The 21,636-nt window shown below is 57.5% G+C and carries 19 protein-coding genes; 8 read left to right on the top strand and 11 right to left on the bottom strand.

All coding sequences use genetic code 11. The features are described from left to right. Positions 1-3: 3 nt before the first annotated feature. From NBG89_RS31100 to NBG89_RS31130, 7 genes are all read left to right on the top strand, one after another. Positions 4-696 (top strand): hypothetical protein, encoded by a 693-nt coding sequence (locus tag NBG89_RS31100; RefSeq protein WP_431324759.1) that lies wholly within the window; start codon positions 4-6, stop codon positions 694-696. Further along, on the top strand, positions 689-1,312 hold the full coding sequence (locus NBG89_RS31105) for a hypothetical protein (RefSeq protein WP_431324760.1): 624 nt from the start codon (positions 689-691) through the stop codon (positions 1,310-1,312). Before NBG89_RS31100 ends, NBG89_RS31105 begins: the two co-directional genes overlap by 8 nt. A 494-nt stretch (positions 1,313-1,806) precedes the next feature. Continuing rightward, positions 1,807-2,253 carry an IS66-like element accessory protein TnpA gene (tnpA, locus tag NBG89_RS31110; protein ID WP_113133470.1) on the top strand — a complete coding sequence of 149 codons (447 nt, stop codon included), beginning with the start codon at positions 1,807-1,809 and terminating at the stop codon, positions 2,251-2,253. Further along, on the top strand, positions 2,250-2,603 hold the full coding sequence (gene tnpB / locus NBG89_RS31115; RefSeq protein WP_431324761.1) for an IS66 family insertion sequence element accessory protein TnpB: 354 nt from the start codon (positions 2,250-2,252) through the stop codon (positions 2,601-2,603). Before tnpA ends, tnpB begins: the two co-directional genes overlap by 4 nt. A gap of 64 nt (positions 2,604-2,667) precedes the next feature. After that, positions 2,668-4,314, top strand: coding sequence for an IS66 family transposase (gene tnpC / locus NBG89_RS31120; protein ID WP_431324762.1), 1,647 nt, complete (start codon positions 2,668-2,670; stop codon positions 4,312-4,314). A gap of 229 nt (positions 4,315-4,543) precedes the next feature. Further along, positions 4,544-5,473, top strand: a complete 930-nt coding sequence (locus tag NBG89_RS31125; RefSeq protein WP_431324763.1) for a substrate-binding domain-containing protein — start codon at positions 4,544-4,546, stop codon at positions 5,471-5,473. 14 nt (positions 5,474-5,487) lie between these two features. After that, positions 5,488-7,632: a methyl-accepting chemotaxis protein gene (locus NBG89_RS31130; protein WP_431324764.1), complete on the top strand. Its 2,145-nt coding sequence runs from the start codon at positions 5,488-5,490 to the stop codon at positions 7,630-7,632. 404 nt (positions 7,633-8,036) lie between these two features. Here the strand turns inward: NBG89_RS31130 and NBG89_RS31135 are convergent, their stop codons facing one another. From NBG89_RS31135 to bhcA, 7 genes are all read right to left on the bottom strand, one after another. Then, positions 8,037-8,945, bottom strand: coding sequence for an AraC family transcriptional regulator (locus NBG89_RS31135; RefSeq protein WP_431324961.1), 909 nt, complete (start codon positions 8,943-8,945; stop codon positions 8,037-8,039). 306 nt (positions 8,946-9,251) lie between these two features. Beyond that, the gene (locus NBG89_RS31140; protein WP_431324765.1) at positions 9,252-10,274 is read right to left on the bottom strand and encodes a phosphate acyltransferase; all 1,023 of its coding nucleotides are present in this window, start codon (positions 10,272-10,274) and stop codon (positions 9,252-9,254) included. Between the two features lie 9 nt (positions 10,275-10,283). After that, positions 10,284-11,279, bottom strand: coding sequence for a type I glyceraldehyde-3-phosphate dehydrogenase (locus NBG89_RS31145; protein WP_431324766.1), 996 nt, complete (start codon positions 11,277-11,279; stop codon positions 10,284-10,286). 13 nt (positions 11,280-11,292) lie between these two features. Next, positions 11,293-12,258: an iminosuccinate reductase BhcD gene (bhcD, locus tag NBG89_RS31150; protein ID WP_431324767.1), complete on the bottom strand. Its 966-nt coding sequence runs from the start codon at positions 12,256-12,258 to the stop codon at positions 11,293-11,295. A 31-nt stretch (positions 12,259-12,289) separates the two neighbouring features. After that, the gene (gene bhcC / locus NBG89_RS31155; RefSeq protein ID WP_431324768.1) at positions 12,290-13,453 is read right to left on the bottom strand and encodes a 3-hydroxy-D-aspartate aldolase BhcC; all 1,164 of its coding nucleotides are present in this window, start codon (positions 13,451-13,453) and stop codon (positions 12,290-12,292) included. Between the two features lie 10 nt (positions 13,454-13,463). Next, positions 13,464-14,411: a beta-hydroxyaspartate dehydratase BhcB gene (bhcB, locus tag NBG89_RS31160; protein ID WP_431324962.1), complete on the bottom strand. Its 948-nt coding sequence runs from the start codon at positions 14,409-14,411 to the stop codon at positions 13,464-13,466. Between the two features lie 35 nt (positions 14,412-14,446). Further along, the gene (gene bhcA, locus NBG89_RS31165) at positions 14,447-15,637 is read right to left on the bottom strand and encodes an L-aspartate--glyoxylate aminotransferase BhcA (protein WP_431324769.1); all 1,191 of its coding nucleotides are present in this window, start codon (positions 15,635-15,637) and stop codon (positions 14,447-14,449) included. A gap of 196 nt (positions 15,638-15,833) precedes the next feature. Here bhcA and bhcR point away from each other — a divergent pair, with 196 nt between their 5' ends. Continuing rightward, the gene (bhcR, locus tag NBG89_RS31170) at positions 15,834-16,643 is read left to right on the top strand and encodes an HTH-type transcriptional regulator BhcR (protein WP_431324770.1); all 810 of its coding nucleotides are present in this window, start codon (positions 15,834-15,836) and stop codon (positions 16,641-16,643) included. 31 nt (positions 16,644-16,674) lie between these two features. On the opposite strand, the gene glcF is transcribed toward bhcR, so the two are convergent. The 4 genes from glcF to lipA form a co-directional block, all read right to left on the bottom strand. Further along, positions 16,675-17,976 (bottom strand): glycolate oxidase subunit GlcF, encoded by a 1,302-nt coding sequence (gene glcF / locus NBG89_RS31175; protein ID WP_431324771.1) that lies wholly within the window; start codon positions 17,974-17,976, stop codon positions 16,675-16,677. A gap of 2 nt (positions 17,977-17,978) precedes the next feature. Continuing rightward, positions 17,979-19,130 carry an FAD-binding protein gene (locus tag NBG89_RS31180; RefSeq protein WP_431324772.1) on the bottom strand — a complete coding sequence of 384 codons (1,152 nt, stop codon included), beginning with the start codon at positions 19,128-19,130 and terminating at the stop codon, positions 17,979-17,981. After that, the gene (locus tag NBG89_RS31185) at positions 19,127-20,581 is read right to left on the bottom strand and encodes an FAD-binding oxidoreductase (protein ID WP_431324773.1); all 1,455 of its coding nucleotides are present in this window, start codon (positions 20,579-20,581) and stop codon (positions 19,127-19,129) included. The genes NBG89_RS31180 and NBG89_RS31185 overlap by 4 nt, the downstream gene beginning before the upstream one ends. A 61-nt stretch (positions 20,582-20,642) precedes the next feature. Next, entirely contained in the window at positions 20,643-21,632 is a 990-nt protein-coding gene (gene lipA / locus NBG89_RS31190) for a lipoyl synthase (RefSeq protein ID WP_431324774.1), read from the bottom strand. Positions 21,633-21,636 lie beyond the last annotated feature (4 nt).

Below are 21,636 nucleotides of genomic sequence, written 5' to 3' on the forward strand. Positions count from 1 at the left end.
GGGATGTCGCCAGAATTTGCTCCACAGACGACGCAGCTCAAAGACGCGTTGAGGGTGTTGCGCTATACCCTGCGAAAAGGTCGCGATACGGTAAAGGAGACTGCGCCGCGTCGACTCCCGGCGCCCGCATCGGGCATAGCCCTTTCCGCTCTTAACGAGATTGAGATCCTGGCTCGCAACGTTGATCATTTTGTCTGCAATGTTGCTCACTCCGTCCTCGGCGACTCGACCACGAATTTGGCAAGTCTACGCGAAATCAGTGTTTCTTCGCGGCCGGAACACGAGTTTTCGGTCGCTTATTACGAAACGATGAAACTCGTATTGAGCCATATTGGCGCAAGAAGAGCGCTCGTCAATCAAAGTGCCGGCCGACGAGCCTTCGCGCGCCTTGCGGGCTCTCAGGACGTTTTCGAGCTGGCGGCTCAGCTGACACTGGAGCTTGCCGATGACGGATCGATAGCAATAGATAAGTTGGACGAACGTTCGGCAGTCACGCGTACCGGAACGAACGTGGTTGCCGTTTTTGCAGGGCTGCTCTCAATGCTGGCGCAATCAGAGGATGTCAGCAGAGAGGCGATGATTTCTGCCGCAACCGAGCTTGCTATCGCTCTTCAAGAAAAGGTCTTGGATCTATATCATAAGAGAGATATTTCGGCTCTGGCCTCGCTTTTTGAACGGAGCGCGATCCATGTTTGATCTATCGCGATCAATCGATAATCTTCCTCGAACCAACAAGCCGCTCAGAGTTTCGGTCAGGCAGCTTCATTGGTTCAAGGCTGCGTTTCACTCACACGCCACGTTTTGTGGCGAGGCGATGGGTTGCGAATTTGTCGTTGACGACATCAAGCTCGCTGGAGCATTTGTTCGCTGGCTGGAAAGCATTGATCGTCAGAAACCAAAGGAGAAGGAACAGCGACGCGACTTTTTTCAGTTTGCTCCGTCTCTTGTATTGCGCGAACTCGTCGGAGACCTGCCGATCAAGGCCACATGTCCTCCCGCAAGCGTTGATCCCAAATCGGCAGCGGCGTTTTGGCCGGAAGGATATGTGGCTGCGACATTTTGCTTGACGGTTTATGCTGCGACGATGGATCAGGAATTTCATCTAGACGTCCATGTGAGCCAGATGGTTGATGATCTTCGAAGCTGGTGGTCCTTTCGGGAGAATGCCAACGAGGACTCGAACTATGCAGCAGGCTTTTTCCAGTTGTTGCTGGGCAACGAACCCAATTGGTGGATGCCAAGCAATTTCAGCGCTCGCACCCGCTCCGCTGGCGACGAAGATAGCGCTGCGGTTCTCTCGCCCGAGGTGTGATGACAGCTGGTGAGTTGTGCCATGGACCTTTTTTGTCAGCTGAATCTGTTGGCGATAATTGGTTCGAGCGTTCGCCTGACACGGTTCTGAACCCGCACCCCCGCCGCGTTGCAAACGCCATTTAAGTCCTTCGAGCTCTGCGAGTCTTCAACTTGAAGGCAAGACCAATCAGCTCGTCGGGTTTTGCGACGCGGCATGTTGCGCAGGACCAATCGAGGTCAGTCGCGCAATTGCTGGCTCAATCGGAAAACGTCGGCCACTTCCCCAATGCTCAACAAACTTGCCGTCACGAAACTTTATGAGTGCGTGGAATTAGAGGTGATGTGTTTCCCGGTGGGCGCAATTCCGAGATATTCTCCTCAATGGGTTCCGGTGTAGATGAGACACCAGCTTGGCGCGGTGTCCGTATGCGCCGCCTACATCCCATTGATTCCGTGTGTTTCTGAGCATTGAGGTTTCTGCCACAAGGTTTTCGGCAAGGCTGGAGATTTGGCATGGCGGATGGTGAAGGATTTGTCGGGCGATGCGAAGTTGTGGAGCCTCGTCGTGGAAACCGACGATGGCCCGATGCTGTGAAGGCGCGGATTGTTGCGGAGAGCCTTCAGCCTGGAGTTAGGGTCGCTGACGTTGCGCGTCGTCATGATCTCGTTGCGCATCAACTTTCTTGCTGGCGACGACAAGCACGTCAGGGTCTTCTGGCGCTGCCTGCCGAACTGATGCCAGCCATTGAGGACGGGCCTATCGAACCCGCCTTTGTGCCACTTGCGATTACGACGGAGCCGAAGACGGCTACCGATGCTTTGCCGATCCCGGATCCGGTCGCGGCCGCTTCGCAGATCGTGACAGTAGAAATAGGCGCAGACCTCGTGGTGAGGGTTCCCGGCGATGTGCCGGTTGATCGGGTTGCAGCCTTGGTGCGTGCGATGCGAGGGACGGCGTGATCGTCGCGGGCCAACGATTACCGATCCTGATCGCGACGCGGCCGGTGGACTTCCGCTGTGGCCATCAGGCGCTGGCATTGATGGTTGAGACCGAATTGAAGCTTGATCCGCATTCCGGGGTGACGGTGATCTTCCGGTCGAAGCGCGGGGATCGCCTAAAAATCCTGGTATGGGATGGCACCGGAATGGTGCTGATCTACAAGGTTTTGGAGCAAGGAAACTTTGCTTGGCCCAAGGTGCAGGATGGAACGATGCGTCTTTCTCGGGCTCAATACGAAGCCTTGTTCGAAGGGCTTGATTGGCGACGGGTTATGGCGCAACGGGTAACAGCGCCGACTGCGGCAGGATGACTCAGCCACCCTATTTTGGCATTGTTTTATTGGGTTTTTCTGCTTCGATTTGCTATGAAGACGCATGTCTTCGGCCATTGATCTCAGCCAGTTCCCGGACCTTCCTCCCGAGGTATTGAAAGCCTTTGCGGCGGTGCAGTTCGAGCTGTCGGTCGAGCGTGCGGCACGTCAGCATGAGCAGGCGGTGGTGGCCGAGAAGGACGCCTTCATCACCGAGCTGAAGCAGCTGATCGAGAAGCTTGAGGGCCAGGTTCAGGACTATCGGCGTACGAAGTTCGGACCGAAATCGGAAAAACTCGATCCGACGCAGATGGAACTGGCGCTGGAAGATCTTGAGACGGCAATTGCCGAAACACAGGCCCAGATCGCCTTCGTCGAGGAAAAGATCGCGGCCAGCGCAGTTGATCCCGCAAAGGCTGTTCCTCGCAAGGAGCGCAAAACACGCGCGCTGCCGCAGGGCCTGCCGCGGGTCGAGCGGGTGATCGAGCCCGACAGCATTGCTTGCCCCTGTGGTTGCGGCAACATGGTTCGGATCGGCGAAGATCGGACGGAACGGCTCGATCAAATTCCGGCGTGCTACCAGGTGATCGTCACGATCCGCCCGAAATACGCCTGCCCCAAGGGTCGCACGGGCGTGGTTCAGGCCAGGGCGCCGGCACATCTGCTGGAAGGCAGCTGGCCGACGGAAGCCCTGTTGGCGCAGATTGCCGTGTCGAAGCATTCCGAACACATGCCGCTGAACCGTCAGGCGGCAGTCATGGCCCGACACGGAGTGCCGATCGACCGCACGGTCCTGGCAGATTGGATGGGTCGGACGGGTGCTGCGGTCGCGCCGGTGGTAGACCACATGGCCAAACGGCTGATGTCGGAAAGCGCGCGGCTCTATGTCGACGAGACCACGGCCCCGGTGTTGGATCCGGGACGCGGCAAGACGAAAACCGGTTATCTCTGGGCTATTCTGCGCGACGACCGCGGTTGGAACGGATCTGCGCCGCCGGGCGTAGTGTTCCATTATCGGCCTGGGCGCAAAGGCGAATATGCCGCAGAAATCCTCGATGGCTTCAACGGCACGATCCAGGTCGATGCCTACGGTGGCTATTCGCACCTTGCTACGCCAGACCGCACGGGCGGCGATCCGTTGAAGCTGGCCTTCTGCTGGGCGCATGGCCGCAGAAAACTGATCAAGGCCAAGCCCAAGAAGGGGTCGCCCATCGTCGACGAGGCGCTGTTGCGCATCGCCGCCCTCTACAAGATCGAGGACAGCATCCGCGGTTGTGATCCCGATCATCGCCGGGCTGTCCGCCAGAACCTGTCCCGCCCACTGGTGGACGAGTTCTTCACCTGGTTGGCTCAGGCCGCGCGCGTCTCACGCAAGTCCGACGTCGGCGAAGCCATGGCTTACATGCTCAAACGTCAGGATGGCTTCCGGCTGTTCCTGGACGACGGCCGCGTCGACATTGACTCCAACCTGGTCGAAAACGCGATCAGAAGCCCGGCCATGAACCGCCGCAATGCGCTCTTTGCCGGTCATGATGAGGGCGGCCGCAATTGGGCCCGGTTTGCCAGTCTGATCGGCACATGCAAGATGAATGGCGTTGAACCATACGCCTACCTGCGCGATCTCTTCATCAGCCTCGCCAATGGCCACCTCGCCAAAGACATCGACGCCCTCATGCCATGGGCCTATGCGCAACCGACCAGCGCCTCATAGTGAGCTCGTCAGGGACTCTTCGATGAGCTCACGGGACATCCGCAAGCGATAGACCTGACCGTTGCAACCGCAAAATCAATGGGGTGGAGACGCCGCATACCGGTGTCCGGATGGTCGTCCGGCCCCATTGCTCTTTAAAGAGCAACTGCGAAGGTCACAGCATTTTTAAAGCTATTTTTACTAAATTTGCAGATGATCAAAACGTTCGGCAAACAATTTTGGAGGAAAAATGCGACACGCTATATTTTCCGCATTGCTTATGTTAACGTTTACATCAAGTGCATCCGCTGAGACACTTGGCGTTTCAGTAGCTGATCTCGACGAATTCAACACGACGCTTTTGAATGGGTTGCTGTCTCACGCGAAGGACAGTGCCGGACTGAAGGTCGTCACAAAGAACGCCAAAGGCGACAATGAGCTACAAAGGAAGCAGATTGAAGAACTCGCAGCCGACAAGGTCGATGCCCTTATCGTCCTCCTCTCCGATGGAGATCTAGGTGCACAACTAACTCCGGTGGCAGCAGCAGCCGGCATTCCGCTTGTCTACGTTAACAACGTGCCCGCAAATGTCGCGGATCTGCCGGACAATCAAACAGTCGTCGCCTCGGACGAAAAAGAATCAGGCTCGTTGCAAACGAAGGAAGTCTGCAAACTCCTCAACGGCAAGGGGCGGCTCGCCGTTCTGATGGGGGAGCCCTTTCATGCAGCTGCTCGTGCTCGCACGAAAGACATCGACGAGGTTATCGCTAGTCCGGAATGCGAAGGCCTGAAGGTGGTCGAACGTCAGGCGGCCTATTGGTCACCAGACTTCGCCGACGCCCAGGTGCAGGAGTGGATATCTGCAGGAGTCAAGTTCGATGCCGTCATCGCAAACAATGACGATATGGCGCTCGGAGCGATCCGTGCCCTGAAGCGTAACAACGTCGCGATGAAGGACGTGGTGGTGGCCGGTGTCGACGCGATCCAGCCCGCTCTGGCAGCAATGACTGAAGGCGACCTCGCAGTCACGGTTTTTCAAAATGCCGCCGGCCAGGGAGCCGGCGCTGTCGATGCTGCCGTCAAACTCATGAAGGGTGAAAAGATCCCGCGCGAAAACTACATTCCGTTCGAGCTCGTCACCCCACAAAATGTTGCCAACTACCTGCCAAGAAGCCAGTGATTTTGCGAGGATCTATGATGCATCTCTGGAACAAGCTCAGCATCCGTGCACAAATTACCGCCGGCTTCCTGCCCCTTATCCTTTTCATGAGTTTGCTATCCGCCAACGTAATGTCCGGCATGAGCGACCTCACTGCAATTTTCTCATCTTATCGGCAGACGGTCGGCGAAAGTCTGGGCATTTCCGATTACAGTGATCAGTTGCACGACATTCAAATGTCGGTCGAAGCCTTCCGCTCCAATCCCAATCAAGCCGCGATCGACCGTTTCAAGGCTGGCGTCCGCGCCTTTGAGGCAAACGATCCCCGTTTTGCCGACAATCAGGATCTGCAAGCCGCCCTGGTGCCAATTCGCCAGGAGATCGGAGCTTACAGCAATGCCTTCGACAAGATCGTCTCGCTTCAAGCTCGGCGTGATCTGTTGATATCAAAAGTGACGGAGTTCGGCCCCTGGACAAGCATTGCCCTGAACGACGTCATACGCAGCGCATGGCGTCAAAATGACCTGCAGCTGATGCATGCGACAGCCGCTACGCTCGAGGCGCTGAACCGCAGTCTCTATGCGTCGGAGCGGTTCGTACACGCCGATGACCTCGCTGCGTATGATATTGCTCAGGCCGCACTTAACGAGGCGGTGGCGCGAAACGACAGTGCCCTCAAGTTGGCAAAGAACGCCTTGCAGCAGAAAAGACTGCAAGGTGCAGGGCAGCTTATGCAGAACTACACCTCGCGTCTTGGTGAAATGCGGGATGTTTTGCAGGAAGCAAAGCGCGTGCGCGAGACAGAGCTCAATGAACTGGCACCTAAGATCTCGACGGGCTTCAAGTCCTTGCAGGCCTCCGTGGCCGCTACGCAGGCAAGCTTGGACGCGTCGGTTGGGAAAACGGTTTCAGCAGCATCAAGGGTAACACTCCTTGTCAGCGGCGCTCTGGTTGTCATCGGCCTGGTGCTTTCCTATTTCCTCGGCCGCTTGATTTCCATCGCCGTTCGAAAGATGGCAAAGTCGATGGAGCGTCTCGCGCACGGCGAGGAATTGACTGAATTCGAAGCAACCACGAACCAGCACGAACTTGGCGCGATGGCCCGGTCGTTGATGGTGTTTCAAGAAACGAAACGCGCAAAGACGGTCGCTGAACTCAACGCCGAGAATGCCCGTGCTGTGTCTGAAGAACAGCGTCTGCGTCAGGAAGCTGAACGTTCGGCCGATGCTGAAGCCATGGAGCAGGCCTTCAACGAAATCTCCAAGGGATTGGACGCACTTTCATCGGGTGATCTGACCGCGAGAGTTGGACAAGTCGACGCACGCTACCTTGCAATTCGCGATCGTTTCAACCACTCGATCGCAGCCCTCGAAAACGCTTTTGGTGCCGTTGTTCAATCCGTTGGCACGATACGGTCCGGCCTTGGCGAAATTTCCACGGCAACAAATGATCTCGCGCGGCGCACCGAACAGCAGGCAGCCTCTCTGGAGGAAACAGTCGCAGCGCTCGGCGAGGTCACTAGGGGCGTCAATGGCATGGCTGAAGGAGCGGGACGTGCGAACGATGCGGTTACCACCGCACGCACCAACGCCGAGACCGGCGGCGAGATCGTCAACCGGGCTATCGCTGCCATGACCGAAATCCAAAATTCGTCCTCGCGAATTGGCAATATTATCGGAGTTATTGACGAAATCGCATTCCAGACCAATCTCCTTGCCCTCAATGCCGGTGTCGAGGCGGCAAGGGCAGGAGAAGCCGGGAAGGGCTTTGCAGTCGTTGCCCAGGAAGTGCGAGAACTGGCACAGCGTTCCGCAAACGCCGCCAAGGAGATCAAGCAGTTGATCTCGACATCCACGGCGCAGGTCGACACGGGAGTAAAACTCGTCGGCGAATCTGGCGCATCCCTGGAGCAGATCGTCAAACAGGTGGGAGCGATGAGCGCGACGGTTACCGACATCGCCGTTTCCGCTCGCGAACAGGCGTTAAGCTTGCGGGAGGTGTCCGCCGCCGGCGATCAAATGGACAAGGTTACCCAACAGAACGCTGCCATGGTGGAGCAAACGACCGCGGCGGCAGAAAGCCTAACGCAGGAAACCGAGCGGCTCGCCACCCTGGTTCAGCAATTCAAGACGCGCAGTGTCGCCAAGACAACCACTCAAAGGTACGCACTGGCGTCATAGTCGCCAAGGACGGCTCGGCAGGCTATCGTCTGCCGAGCTGGCTCCCGCCCTTCCTGGAAAACCGCCCAAGCTGCCAACGCTTGCCGGCTTTCGTCCTCACAGTTGGAACGGATGCACCAACCTTCAGCACGACCGAGGGGTAGTTCCGGCACTCAGCCCGTGATCGCTGATGGAGATGATGGCCTTTTCGATGTCCTTGCCAACAGACCGCTTGTCGTTGAGGTGGCATAGGCGTGACAGCAGACAGCTAAGTGCTGGGTCAAATCGGACGACATTCACGCGGGTCAAGCGGTTCCACGCGAGGCCATGCCCGTGGCAACGATTTCGGGACAAGCAACTTTTCCCGAGAACGATCATGTCAGCAATGTTCTAAATTTCTGACGTTGCTCGTGCCCTCGACCTCCCTACCCGAGAACGATGTCACCTGAAGAGTTCTGAATAAGCTTAGACTCTCTCAGCGCTGTTCGCCCGAAATAGCGTCGAAACTCACGACTAAATTGCCAAGGACCGCTGTAGCCGACAACGGCGCTTATTTCTCCAATGCTTAGTTTCGCCGATCGTAACATGTCATGTGCGGCATGGAGGCGAGCAGCCTTAAGGTATTGGAGCGGGCTACACCCGAAAAGCGCATGGAAGTGACTGTGGTACGAAGAAAGGCTCAGCTGGGCCGACGCAGCAAGGGTAGAAACAGATATGCTTGCGCTGGCATTTTGCAAAATGGATTGTGCGGTCTTCAACACCTTGCCGCGTGTACCTTGGCAACGCAATCCGGCAACGATCGCGTCCCCGTCCTCTCGCTCTAGTATTCTCAGGTGAAGTTCCCGCATCAACAGGGGAATTAAAATCGCAGAATCGAGCGGGCTGTGAAGGGCCTGCAAAATCCGGTGAAGTAGCTCGCGGAGTGTTTCATCCACTTGTCCCATGGCATGGCAACTTGCCTGCCTTCGGGGAGCGCCTGGGCCGCGGAAATTGTCTATTTCTTCCGCGATCTCGATTGCCATCGGCTGCTCAAGTGTCACGTGCATTGCAAGGAGTGGCCTTGCCGCGCTCGCTTCGGCATCGATGCGAAATGCCATGGGTGCAGATGTCACCAAGTATCGGCTTCTATGGACGATGTAAACGTTAACATCCCATGTGAGGTGTTCCGCTCCCTGCAATAGAAAGAGGATGCCCGCGGGCTGAAGCCTTGGCAGATTCGAGATACTCGCATCGGCGCGAAATAATGAAATGCCAGGTGCTCGTGTCGAATTATATCCTCGCGCGGGCGCAAGCGCGGCGGCCAAGTCGGTTATGCGTTGAGGAACATCGATCATCGGACAACAGGTTAGCTTTTTCGCAGCGAGGTTCAACTCCCCAACCCCGCAAAATCGAGCGGTAGGTCTCAGCTATCCTCTTCCGTGCAGCCATGAAAATCCGGATGCCACGGATAGATTTCCGGTTGGCGGGGCGATTGTGACGGTTTGCTGGCAGGAATGCAAAAAGCGGCGGCTACCGCCTTGAGAGCAATCGGCCGATAGTGGTTCACCAAATCATGGCGATGCGTGTCCTTTGGCTCTTGCTTGGTACTCATTGAAGATCCGTCCAACTTGTTCCCCCTGTTTCTTCACAGACCGGCCGTGCTACCGGCGACAGAAAGCTTCCTCACCAGGAATGTTCATTCCGGCGACCGCTGCGATGTTCACCAGCCCCTGCCAGGTCACTGCTGGGCTGACGATATGAGCTCGATTGGCAGTTCCGAGAAGCAATGGGCCCAGCTCGGGTGCCGACAGGGCACAATGCAGGACGTCGCGGGCCGTCGTTGCTGCCTCTGCCGCGGAAAAAAGCAATATGTTTGGCGCACGGCCACCGCGTTTGCGTCCCAAAGCTTGCTCACCGAGCGCTGCCGTCAAAGCCTCCGCGACCGTGCTCGGACCGCGCACTTCCAATTGCGGCGCGTCGGAAAAGATCAAATGCCGTGCCGTCGCCATGATGGCCCTGTCCGGAGCCGCGTTCTCAAGGCTCTCGGGACCGTGGCACAGCGTGATCTTCGGCTCGAGCCCAAATGCGCAAACGTGACCTGCGGCAGCCACCGCGATCTCAGCAATCTGCTTGGACGAGGGTCGGCTATCGACAAAGAGATACGCGAGAAAGAGCGGTCGGTCGTCGACGACCAGAAGCGATAGAGCCGCAGCTGAGCGAACCCGCAATGTTGCGAGAATGGAGCTCAATTGGGCAAAGTGCCATTGAAATTGCCCGGATGTTCCGCAAACCATGCTGTCAGCCTTGCCGGATTCCACAAGACGGGCAGCAATTGCAGTATTGCGACAATCCCTGATGAAACCAGGGAGGTTCTTGATCTTCCAGCCAGATTCTATCGCTGCTTTGCGAGCGCACCATTGGTCCAGAAACTCGTGGTCGTTTTGCGCTTCGACCACCGCAAAATCGTCACCCACCCGAAGATCGATACCAGCGGCAACAAGCTTCCTTGCAATCTCGACCGTGGAACCAACTACCATCGGTACTGCGCACTTCGCCTCAAGCATAGCCTGAACGGCGCGCAAAACCCTCTCGTCGTGGCCCTCTGCAAAAATAACACGGCGCGTTGATCCGCGGGCCCTGTCGAACACCGCGGTCAAAAGCTTGCTTTGCGCAGGCAACGACATGCTATCCCCTTAGCCGGCGCGTCTGGATATATAGCGAGCCATATCCAGCATCCGCGCGGCAAATGCCCATTCGTTGTCATACCAGCCAAAGATCCTAAGAAGCCCGTTGGCCGACAGGGAGATTTCTGCCTCGCTGATGACCAGCGATTCAGGACGCCCGCGCATGTCGACGGAGACAAGTGGCTGATCGATCCAACCAAGAACAGGCGACGATGCCGCCGCGGCGCGTATGTCCTCAACCATGTCTTTCAGGCTTTTGCCATGACGCACGCCCACTGTCAGATCGATCGCCGACACGCTTGCTGTCGGAACCCGGATCGCTCGGGCTTCAATCAATCCGGCCAGATGCGGTAACACTTCGCTGAGCAGGCGATGGGCGCTCGTGGTAGTTGGCACCATGGAAAGGGCCGCCGCCCGGCTGCGGGCAAAATCGGCCCTTGGCTGATCGATCGTCGGCTGACTGCCGGTATAGCAATGGACCGTCGTCATCTGACCGCCCGTCACTCCGAAGAGCTCGTCCAATATCCGCAAGAGGGGGGCTAGCGCATTGGTCGTGCAGGATCCATTCGAGACGATCCGCTCGCCGTTGAAGCGCTCCTCGTTGGCGCCAAGAATCAGCGTGGCTTCTGCCTTGGACGCGGGTCCGGATATCAGGACTTGAGACGCTCCTGCTTCCAGGCAGCGGGCGGCGCGAAGGTCTGCGTCGACTGCTCCCGTGCAATCCAGGACAACATCGACACCATCGAGGTCGAATTCCTCGATATTTCGGCTATTCACATATCGGATCGAACGACCGCTAAGGCGAATCGCATCCTGGTCAACGATGACAGACCCGTTCCAGGGACCAAAGATACTGTCGTATTGAAACAGGTAGCCGCTGAGCTCAATTGCCGCTAGGTCGTTTATCAGGACGACCTCGATGCCCGATGCATCCAGAGCCTGGCGCAAAATCGTCCGGCCAATTCGACCAAAACCATTAATCGCAATGCGGGTTACGCGAGCCATCGCCCTGCCGTTCCTAGACGTCGACGTTAATTGCTACGCCTTTCGAAAGCGCCAGATCGACCGCGGCAGAGGCAACCGCCAGATCTTGAAGCCCAACGCCGGTGCCGTCGAAGAGCGTAATCTCGTCGGGCGACGAACGCCCAATTGCGGTGCCCGATATAACCGAGCCAATCTCGATAATATCGTCTTCGGCGATCAGCCCCTTCGCGATCGCGTGCTGGCACTCTCCGATTGAGACCGCTTGCGCGACCTCATCGGTGAAGAGCGTCGCTGCCGCCACCAGTTTTTCGTCAACCTCCTGCTTTCCTCTGGTATCGGTACCCATGCAGGCAAGATGAGTTCCTGGACGAATTTCGGATGCCTGGATGATCGGATTGAATGAAGAGGTAATGGTGATGATGACGTCGGCCTCGGAGGTCAGTCGATCGAGTTCCACTGCTTCAAACGGAATCCCGATTTCAGCGGCGACGGCTGCAAGCCGCGGCAGCATCTCAGGATGGAAGTTCCAGGCCACTATTCGCTCAAATTGCCGTTGACTGACGGCAGCCCGAAGCTGGAATGCAGCCTGATGACCAGCCCCGACCATCCCCAATACCTTGGCGTCGGCGCGGGCGAGGTGTTTGATCGAAATCGCGGACGCTGCTGCCGTACGAAACGCAGTCAGCAGGTTCGCGCCGACCACTGCACGGCATTTGCCGGTATCGGCATCGAAAAGGAACACGATCGACTGATGGTTGGTCAGGCCCCGCTCAACATTGTGGGGCCAGAAACCGCCAGCTTTCAGACCGAGAGCAAGTGTCTCCCGGTCGAACCCCGATTTGAAGCCGTAGAGTGCATCCTGGTGACCGATCGCCTCACGGATGACTGGAAAGTTGTATGCCGATTTCTTCGCCATCGAAGCAAAGACCTTCTCGACGGCATCAAAGCAGTCTGAGAGCGAGACCAGCTCGGATATCGCGTTCTCTGGAACAATTATCATCGCATCAACTTTCCGATTGTCAGTCCGTCCGTCAGTAGGCCTTGCCTCTCGCCGACACCGGCCAGAGGGTTTCGACCTTGCCGTTGCGTACCCCCACATACCAGTCGTGGATATTGCAGGTCGGGTCGCAGTGACCGGGAACGAGGCGAAGTTTCTCGTTGATCTTCAAGACGCCGTTTAGGTCTTCGATGACGCCGTGCTCATCCGTCGCCTTGACGTATTTGACGTCATCTCGGCCATAGACGAAAGGAAGACCGGAATCGACGGATTGAACCTTCAGGCCCGCGTCGCAAATGGCTTTGTCGGCTTTTGCGTGGCTCATCACGCTTGTAAGGATAAAAAGGGAATTTTCCCACTCGCCCTTGTCGATGCGTTTGCCATCCTTGTCGAGAATGCGACCGTAGTCGGCGTCCATGAAGGCGTAGCTTCCGCATTGCAGCTCATTGTAGACCCCGGAATTGCTTTCGAAGTAATAGCTGCCGGTGCCACCGCCGCTAACCAGCTCCGGTTTCAGGCCTGCAACGACCAAAGCGTCGACCGCGTCCTTGACCTGGGCAATGGCAGCATCGAGCTTTGCCTTGCGATCCTCATATTTGTCGATGTGTTGCATCGCGCCTTGGTAGGCCTGAATTCCCGCAAACCGAAGGCCGTTTGCTGCATCGATCGATCTTGCGAGCTCGACCACGGCTGCACTTGTCGAAACACCGCACCGTCCTGCACCAACATCGATCTCGACGAAGCAGTCGATGACGGTCGCGTGCTTCTCGGCGGCCTTGGACAGTTCCGTCACGTTGCCCAGATCGTCAACACAGACGATAATTCTCGACCCGTACTTCGGCAGACGTGCAAGACGGTCGATCTTGCCGGGATCCCGGACCTGATTGGACACCAGCACGTCTTTGATGCCACCACGAACAAATACTTCAGCCTCGGACACCTTCTGGCAGCAGACGCCGATAGCGCCGCCCAATTCTTCCTGAAGTCGCATGACGTCGACCGACTTGTGCATCTTGCCATGGGCGCGATGACGCATGTTGTGCGCCTTGGCGTAATCGCCCATCTTTCGGATGTTGCGTTCGAGAGCGTCCAGATCCAGGATCAGGCAGGGCGTCTGGATCTCATCGACGGACATGCCGGGCAGCGCGGGCACGTCATATCCAACTTCCAATTCGCTGATTTTCGTTTCCATGTTCATGCCAGTCCCCTTATTGCCATGGCAGCTTGTCGAGATCGACGTTGCCGCCGGTGATGACGACGCCGATGCGTTGACCGGCGAACAAGTCCCTGTTTTTCAAGATCGTTGCCAAGGGAACCGCGCTGGACGGTTCCATGACGATTTTCATGCGTTTCCAGATCAACTTCATGGCATCGACGATCTCGACTTCCGAGGCCGTCAAGATGTCGGCGACGTTGCTTTTCACAAAGTGCCATGTGAGATCCTTGAGAGGCACCTTAAGCCCGTCTGCCACGGTGTCGGGCGCATCATCGGCAATGATATGACCAGCCTTCAGGCTTCGATATGCGTCATCGGCCTGCTCCGGCTCGGCGGCATAGACCTTGACCCGCGGCGCAAGATTGGACACCGTCAGACAGGTGCCCGATACCATCCCGCCTCCGCCGATGGGCGCAATGATCGCGTCGAGATCATCGACCTGCTCTAGGAGCTCACGCGAGCATGTCGCCTGACCGGCGATCACCCGGGCATCGTTGTAGGGGTGCACGAATTCGGCGCCTGATTGAGCTACAACCTCGGCAAAAACGGCCTCTCTCGAGGTCGTCGAAGGCTCGCATTCCACGACGGTCCCGCCGTAGCCGCGCACTGCATCCTTCTTTGCCTGTGGCGCTGTCCGCGGCATGACGACCGTGCATGGGATTCCTCGCCGTCCCGCCGCGTAGGACAGACACGTTCCATGATTGCCCGAAGAGTGGGTTGCCACGCCCTTTCTGGCCTGTTCGTCACTCAATCCGAAGACAGCGTTTGACGCTCCGCGGGCCTTGAAGGCGCCGGCCTTTTGGAAGTTCTCGCATTTGAAATACAGCTGCGCGCCCACCAAGGAGTTGATGTATGCAGAAGTCAGCACTGGTGTCCGATGAATATGCGGCTCGATGCGCTGATGAGCCTCGAACATGTCGGAGATGGTGGGAATAAACATGTCGGAGATGGTAGGAATGTTCATCGGTGATACTCTCAGGCTGCAGTTCGAGTGGACGAGACGTCGCCGAGACGGAATACCTCTTGAGCGGCAGCGACACCGCAGCCCAAGCGGATTTTCAATCCAAGATCGGCCATGACCATCTCTGCTGTCGCTATGCCGGCAAGTGCCATCACGTCGGTCATGCTACCGAGGTGGCCGATACGGAAAACACGTCCCGCCACGTCTCCCAACCCGGCGCCGAATGCCACCTGATATTTCTGTGCGGCGTGAGTAACGATCGAGGCGGCGTCAAATCCGTCCGGCGTTTGCACCGCCGTGACGGTGTCGGAGTAGAGTTCCTCATTTTGCGCGCAAAGCTTGAGCCCCCAGGCTGCCACGGCAGCGCGGACACCCGAGGCGATACGCCGGTGGCGCTCAAAGACGTTGTCCAGCCCTTCCCCGAGGAGCATCTCCGTCGAGAGCTTGAGGCCATTGAGGAGGCCAACCGGAGGCGTGTAGGGGTAGCCGCTGGTTGGATAGCTCTTTGCCATGTCGCGGATATCGAAGAAGGTTCTCGGCAGGGTGGCTGTTTCGGCCGCCTTCATTGCTTTTGGTGAAAAAGCCAGAATCGCCAGGCCCGGCGGCAGCATGAAGCCCTTCTGAGAGCCGGTAACCGCAACGTCGACTTTCCATTCGTCCATGCGGAAATCCATCGAGGCAATGGAACTCACTCCATCGACGAGGAGAAGAGCCGGATGTTTTGCGGCGTCAAGGATGCGACGAACCGCGCTTACGTCAGACCTAACGCCCGTCGCGGTTTCGTTATGGGTGACGAGAACCGCTTTGATATCATGAGCTGTGTCAGCTCTTAATTTCTCTTCGTACTCGCCAAGTGGCACGCCACCATGCCAGGACGAGCGGATCGCATCGACACTCAGTCCGTGCCGCTGACACATGTCGATCCAACGGTGGCTGAACATCCCATAGCGGCCGGCGAGCACCCTGTCGCCAGGGTTGAGCAGGTTCGCGATCGCGGTTTCCCATCCGCCGGTGCCAGTGGATGGAAAAATGAAGATTTCAGCGCTTTTGGACTTCAGCACCTTTTTCACACCGGCCAATGCCGGCTGAAGAATCTCGCCGAACAGCGCTGAGCGGTGATCGATTGTCGGGATGTCACAGGCCCGGCGCAGCACTTCCGGCATATTGGTCGGGCCGGGAATAAACACTGGATTTGGCGTGTACATTTGGACCTCCTCAATGTGATTTCGTCTTTACTACCATGATGCTTTCATCCCGTATATTTTTTTGAAACCGTTTTTCAAAATGAATATGAAATGAAAATAAGCCTTTATATTCATAATGATATATTTTTTCATTGTGCAGAATTATTTTTCATTGCACTTTCTCAGAAAGGGTTTTTTGATTTGGCGGAGGTCAAACATGAAGGTTGCTGTGCGTCGACGGGGCCGCCCGAAGGGATTTAACGAGCCGCAGTCGCAGACCGTCATTCAGTCTTTGGATCGAGCGTTCGACGTCTTGGAGGCGCTTGCTTCGCCCGAAGGGCTGACGCTGTCAGAATTGGCTACCCACTTAAGCCAGTCGACAGCCACGATGCATCGTGTCCTTACGACGCTGGAGCGCCGCGACTATGTCGAGATAAGCCCGGATGGCCAAATCTGGCATATCGGACCGCAGGCCTACCGCCTCGGTGCGGCCTTCCTTCGGCGTACCAATGTGGTCGAACGGAGCCGGCCAGTCATGCGTGAATTGATGCTGGAGACTGGCGAGACCTCAAACCTCGGGATCGAGAAGAATGGAAACGTCCTCTTTGTCAGCCAGGTCGAAACACACGAGTCCATTCGTGCCTTTTTCCCGCCCGGCACGCTTTCGCCCTTGCATGCCTCTGGCATTGGCAAGGCTTTGCTTTCCTCCTACGACGAAGATCGGCTCACCGCCACCTTGAAAGGCCCAAGCCTCGAGCGCTTCACGGCCAACACCATACGGACGATCGGGCAACTGAAGGAGGAGTTGATCCTGACGCGAGAACGTGGCTATGCGTTGGATGACGAGGAACGTACAACCGGCATGCGTTGCGTCGCCGCGCCGGTGCTCAACGTGCATGGCGAAGCAGTTGCCGGTATTTCAGTGTCCGGTCCGACCCATCGGATGCCGGACAGAAAAATCGATTGGATCGGTCGGAGAGTTGCTGAAGCGGCCGACACGGTGTCAAAAAGGTTGGGCGCTTCGTAAATCGCCTAATGGCGATGAAAGTGTCGTGCCCCTATCCCCGCGCCCTGTCAAGCGCCCGAGGCTTTGGCCCGCCGGTTGCCCAATCGAGTAACTCGGCGGTATGAACAACTGGCAGGTTCGTTCCGGACCCAATCTGCATCATGCAGCCGATATTGCCGGCGCTGATGACGTCAGGGCGCACGACCTCGATCGAGGTTACCTTTTTAGATTTCAGTTGCTTCGATATTTCCGGCTGCATCAAATTATAGGTGCCGGCCGAGCCGCAGCAGATGTGCGCGTCTTTAGGCTCAAGCACCTCAAAGCCCGCACTTTTGAGCAGTTCTTTCGGCTGCGAGCGTATCTGCTGACCATGCTGCAGCGAGCACGCGGCATGGTAGGCAACGCGCAAGGGCTCTGCAAAGACGGCCTCTTGCAACCCACCAATCTCTGTCATGACTTCGGTGATGTCCTTGGCAAGGGCGGCAACGCGCGCGGCATCATCCGCCATCGGCGTGTTCAAAAACATGTGACCGTAGTCTTTCACGGTGGTGCCGCATCCGGAGGTATTGATGACGACGGCATCAATTCCAGCACCTTCGATCTCTCGAGTCAAAGCGACGATATTGGCGGCCGCCATCGCGTGGCTGTCATCGGTTCTGCCCATATGGTGAGTAAGCGCCCCACAGCAGCCGACGCCCTTTGGGATGACCACGTCACAGCCGTGGCGTGACAAAAGCCTGATGGTTGCATCATTTATATCGGTGTTGAGCGCGCGTTGGGCGCACCCGGCAAGCAGCGCGACCCTTTTGCGGCGCGGGCCCATGGCTGGAATGGTCTGGGGCCTGTCATTGGGGCTTGGTCGCGGAATGAAATCCGGCGCCATCTCCAACATGGCGCCAAGGCGGATATCCGGAACCATGCGGCGGAATGGACGCAAGAGCTTGGCACCGCGCAAGGCCCAACGAAACCGTGACGGATATGGAAGGAGTTGGGCCAGCAGCCAGCGCAACACCCGTTCATCCCACGGCCGTCGGTAATTCTCTTCGACATAGGCACGGGCGTGATCAATCAGATGCATATAATGTACGCCAGATGGGCAGGTCGTCATGCAGCTCAGACAACTCAGGCAGCGATCGATATGCTTTACCGTCTTTTCATCGGGCGTCTTGTTGTTCTCCAGCATATCCTTGATGAGATAAATTCTCCCGCGAGGGCTGTCCAGTTCGTCGCCCAGGACCTTATAGGTCGGGCACGTTGCCGTGCAAAAGCCACAATGGACGCAGGAACGGAGAATGTCGTTAGACCGGCGCATCGAAGGGTCGGCGAGTTGCGTGTCTGAGAAGTTCGTCTGCATTGCTAACTATCCATCAGCCCGGGATTGAGGATACCTGCCGGATCAAAGGTCTTGCGCAACGCGCAAGAGAGGCGGGAAACCGATTCAGATTCTCTCGGGAAAACCTTGATGCCCGATGCAGCACCTTTTCGTACCAGCCAGGCTTGTCCAGGGTGGGACACTCGTCGGATATCCTCAGACGATGCCTCGCCAGCATACCAGATCAGCCCCCCTCCCCAATCGAGCGATGCCGAACCGCCAAGCGCCTCCAAAGCAGAGGCAACCGTCGGTGCGTCCGTCGGCTTTACCAGGATGCGCCACACAGGAAGATCAGAATGAGCAAAGTGGCGAAGATCGCGCAGGTCGCGCCACAGACGCCTGCTTGCGGTCACGTCTTCGACATCGATTTCACTCTGGCGAAAAACACTCAACAAACGCTCGCGTCTATAGGCAACCTGTCGCGAAAAACCTTCGATCCGCAACCAGGCGGTACCTGATACGAAGGCCGCGCCTGACACCTCGAAAGGCGTCGAAAGAGCCGTAGCGAAGATACGACTTGCTTCGTCCAAGGAGACGTTCTTGAAGGCCAGGGTTTCCTCAGTCTCGGCAACCGGCAGAGTTTTCAGAGCGACCTCGGTCAGAACGCCGAGCGTTCCGTATGATCCGCAAAGAAGCTTGCTGACGTCCAGACCGGTCACGTTCTTCATGACCCTTCCACCATTCTTAACGATGCGGCCGCGCCCGTCGACAAAACGGACGCCCAGGAGGTGGTCGCGGCAGGCGCCGACCAAGGTTCGCCGCGGCCCCGAGATATTGCAGGCAACGACACCGCCAATCGTCGGTGAGCCAGAGGTCCCCATAAGCGTCCGATGATCCATCGGCTCGAACGCCAGCGCCTGCCCCTCGGTAGCAAGCAGCTTTTCGATTTCTTCGATTGCGGTTCCGGTGCGAACGACTAAGGTCAATGCGCCAGGCTCGTATGTGACGACGCCATTCAGGCCCCGGGTCGAGAGCCTTTGGGCGCCGCTTCCAGAATACGACGTCATCAGACGGGTGCCGCCCCCTATCACTTGCAGTGGAGTCGATGCTTCGTGACGGTCGGCGATATATTCCGCCATTTCGGTCTCACTTGACGGTGAGGCAACATCTGGCGTGAGATCAGCGGCATTGCTCATCGCTTCTTTGCCTTTTCGCGGTGGGGCTGACTTGTCTCCAGTGGGAATACCTTTGCAGGATTGAGCAACCAGGCGGGATCAAAGACGTCTTTAATCTCCATCTGAATGGCCATATCGGTCGGCGAATACTGCTTCGTCATCAGGTCGCGCTTCTCGATGCCGACGCCGTGCTCGCCGCTCAGGCAACCGCCCACGTCGACACAAAGGCGAAGGATATCGGCGCCAAATTGCTCCGCTCGCTCCAGGTCGCCGGGGGCATTCGCATTAAACAAGATCAGCGGATGCATATTGCCATCCCCGGCGTGGAAGACATTGGCAACTTCCAGGCCATACTCTTTGGAAAGTTCACCGATACGCTTAAGAGTGTAGGGAAGCTGAGACACCGGAACGGTCCCGTCCAGGCAAAGGTAGTCGCCAAGTCGGCCCATTGCGCCAAATGCGGCCTTTCGACCCTTCCATATCGCCAATGCTTCATCGGCGTTTCGACTGCTACGAAACTCAACCGGATCCAGCTCGACAGCGATCGATCGGATCGCTTCAATCTGGCTCGAGATTTCGTCTTCCGAACCCTCCACCTCGACGATCAGAAGAGCTGCGCACTGGGGGTAACCGGCCTTGGCAAACGCCTCGACCGCTCGCAGGCACACATCATCCATATACTCGATCGCGACAGGTAGCAGGCCAGAGCGAATGATGCGTGCCACGCATTCACCGGCTACTTCCGCGCTGTCGAATCCGATCAACATCGGCCGTGCGCCTTCGGGCCTGGGAACGATCTTGAGCGTCGCCTCTGTGACGATGGCAAGCTGGCCTTCCGAGCCGCACAGGAGACCAAGGAGATCGAGGCCCGACGCACCAAGCAAAGGGCCGCCGACGTCCACGATCTCGCCGCTCGTCAGGACCATTCGCAAGCCCATGAGATTGTTGGTGGTGACGCCATACTTGAGGCAATGAGCGCCGCCCGAGTTCATCGCGATGTTGCCCGCAATGGTACAGGCGAGTTGAGACGACGGGTCGGGGGCGTAAAAGAATCCGTCAGCCTCCAGTTCAGCACTCACGGCTAGGTTGGTAACGCCGGTTTGGACCCGGATGAAGCGATTTGTCGTGTCCACTTCAAGCACCTCACGCAACCGGATCGTGCTGATCACGATACAGTCGGCGGTCGGTAGAGCTCCACCTGCGAGCGAGGTCCCTGCTCCACGAGGCACGACGGGAACACGCTCGTGATGACAGATGCGCATCGCCGTGGCGACCTCTTCGGTGGTTCTTGGCAGCACAACTGCAAGCGGAGGACAGCTATAGGCCGTCAGTGCGTCGCATTCGTATGCTCGGGTTTCTTCCGGATCCCAAATTACAGTGCCCTGCGGAAGAGCCGTCTCCAGACTGGCAATGATCTGAGACGAGCGGGCCAATATCCGAGCATCGGGAATGGGCATTGTAATCGTTGACATCTGGTTTGCTTCTCCGGTCCTTGCCGGACCTCGTTGCATGGCTCGATCGGTGGCTCGCGTGTCAGCGGTCTTTTGCAAGACCTTCGGATCGCTGAAGCAGGTTTCTTGAACGCGCCAGTTTCAGCTTGGCGAAGTCGTCGCCGGCATGGTGCGACGAACGGGTCAGCGGGCTCGAAGCCACCATCAGGAAGCCTTTGGTGTAGGCTACCGTTTCGTAGGACTTGAACTCGTCCGGGGTGACGAAGCTCATCACCGCGTGGTGCTTGCGGGTCGGCTGCAGGTACTGGCCGATCGTCAGGAAGTCGACGTCGGCGGTTCGCAGGTCGTCCATCAGCTGCAACACTTCGTTTCGTTCTTCGCCGAGGCCGACCATGATGCCCGATTTGGTGAACATGGTAGGGTCCATTTCCTTCACCCGCTGCAGCAGGCGGATGGAGTGGAAATAGCGAGCGCCGGGGCGAACCGTCAGGTAGTTGCCTGCGACTGTCTCCATATTGTGATTGAAGACGTCGGGCTTGGCGGCAACGACGCGCTCCAGGGCACCCGGCTTCTTTAGGAAGTCAGGCGTCAGGATCTCGATGGTGGTCGTCGGCGATGCTGCGCGGATCGCCCAGATCACCTTCTCGAAATGTTCGGCACCACCGTCTTCCAGATCGTCACGGTCGACTGATGTAATGACTACGTGGCTGAGGCCCATCTGCTTGACGGCCTTGGCGACGTTCTCGGGCTCCGCCATATCGAGCGCGTTCGGCTTGCCGGTCGCAACATTGCAGAAGGCGCAGGCGCGGGTACAGATCTCGCCCATGATCATGAAGGTCGCGTGCTTCTTGTCCCAGCACTCGCCGATGTTGGGGCAGCCCGCTTCCTCGCAGACGGTGACGAGCTTGTGCTCCTTCACGATCGAGCGCGTCTCCGCGTATCCCTTGGAGGTCGGCGCCTTGACGCGGATCCAATCCGGCTTGCGCATGACTTCCGTGTCCGGGCGATGCGCCTTTTCCGGATGCCGCACACGCTTGGCGTCAGAGCCGGCAATGTCGAAAACAGTAACCATTGAG

This window comes from Rhizobium sp. YTU87027 (genome assembly GCF_050644135.1).
Taxonomy (GTDB): domain Bacteria; phylum Pseudomonadota; class Alphaproteobacteria; order Rhizobiales; family Rhizobiaceae; genus Rhizobium.

Coding starts and splice junctions, on each gene's coding strand:
- NBG89_RS31125 (WP_431324763.1), top strand. CDS start 4,544: ATGCGACACGCTATATTTTCCGCATTGCTTATGTTAACGTTTACATCA.
- NBG89_RS31130 (WP_431324764.1), top strand. CDS start 5,488: ATGATGCATCTCTGGAACAAGCTCAGCATCCGTGCACAAATTACCGCC.
- bhcR (WP_431324770.1), top strand. CDS start 15,834: ATGAAGGTTGCTGTGCGTCGACGGGGCCGCCCGAAGGGATTTAACGAG.
- tnpC (WP_431324762.1), top strand. CDS start 2,668: ATGTCTTCGGCCATTGATCTCAGCCAGTTCCCGGACCTTCCTCCCGAG.
- bhcB (WP_431324962.1), bottom strand. CDS start 14,411: ATGTTTATTCCCACCATCTCCGACATGTTCGAGGCTCATCAGCGCATC.
- bhcC (WP_431324768.1), bottom strand. CDS start 13,453: ATGAACATGGAAACGAAAATCAGCGAATTGGAAGTTGGATATGACGTG.
- NBG89_RS31180 (WP_431324772.1), bottom strand. CDS start 19,130: ATGAGCAATGCCGCTGATCTCACGCCAGATGTTGCCTCACCGTCAAGT.
- glcF (WP_431324771.1), bottom strand. CDS start 17,976: ATGCAGACGAACTTCTCAGACACGCAACTCGCCGACCCTTCGATGCGC.
- bhcD (WP_431324767.1), bottom strand. CDS start 12,258: ATGATAATTGTTCCAGAGAACGCGATATCCGAGCTGGTCTCGCTCTCA.
- NBG89_RS31135 (WP_431324961.1), bottom strand. CDS start 8,945: ATGATCGATGTTCCTCAACGCATAACCGACTTGGCCGCCGCGCTTGCG.
- lipA (WP_431324774.1), bottom strand. CDS start 21,632: ATGGTTACTGTTTTCGACATTGCCGGCTCTGACGCCAAGCGTGTGCGG.
- NBG89_RS31145 (WP_431324766.1), bottom strand. CDS start 11,279: ATGGCTCGCGTAACCCGCATTGCGATTAATGGTTTTGGTCGAATTGGC.
- NBG89_RS31105 (WP_431324760.1), top strand. CDS start 689: ATGTTTGATCTATCGCGATCAATCGATAATCTTCCTCGAACCAACAAG.
- tnpA (WP_113133470.1), top strand. CDS start 1,807: ATGGCGGATGGTGAAGGATTTGTCGGGCGATGCGAAGTTGTGGAGCCT.
- NBG89_RS31140 (WP_431324765.1), bottom strand. CDS start 10,274: ATGTCGTTGCCTGCGCAAAGCAAGCTTTTGACCGCGGTGTTCGACAGG.
- NBG89_RS31185 (WP_431324773.1), bottom strand. CDS start 20,581: ATGTCAACGATTACAATGCCCATTCCCGATGCTCGGATATTGGCCCGC.
- bhcA (WP_431324769.1), bottom strand. CDS start 15,637: ATGTACACGCCAAATCCAGTGTTTATTCCCGGCCCGACCAATATGCCG.
- NBG89_RS31100 (WP_431324759.1), top strand. CDS start 4: ATGTCGCCAGAATTTGCTCCACAGACGACGCAGCTCAAAGACGCGTTG.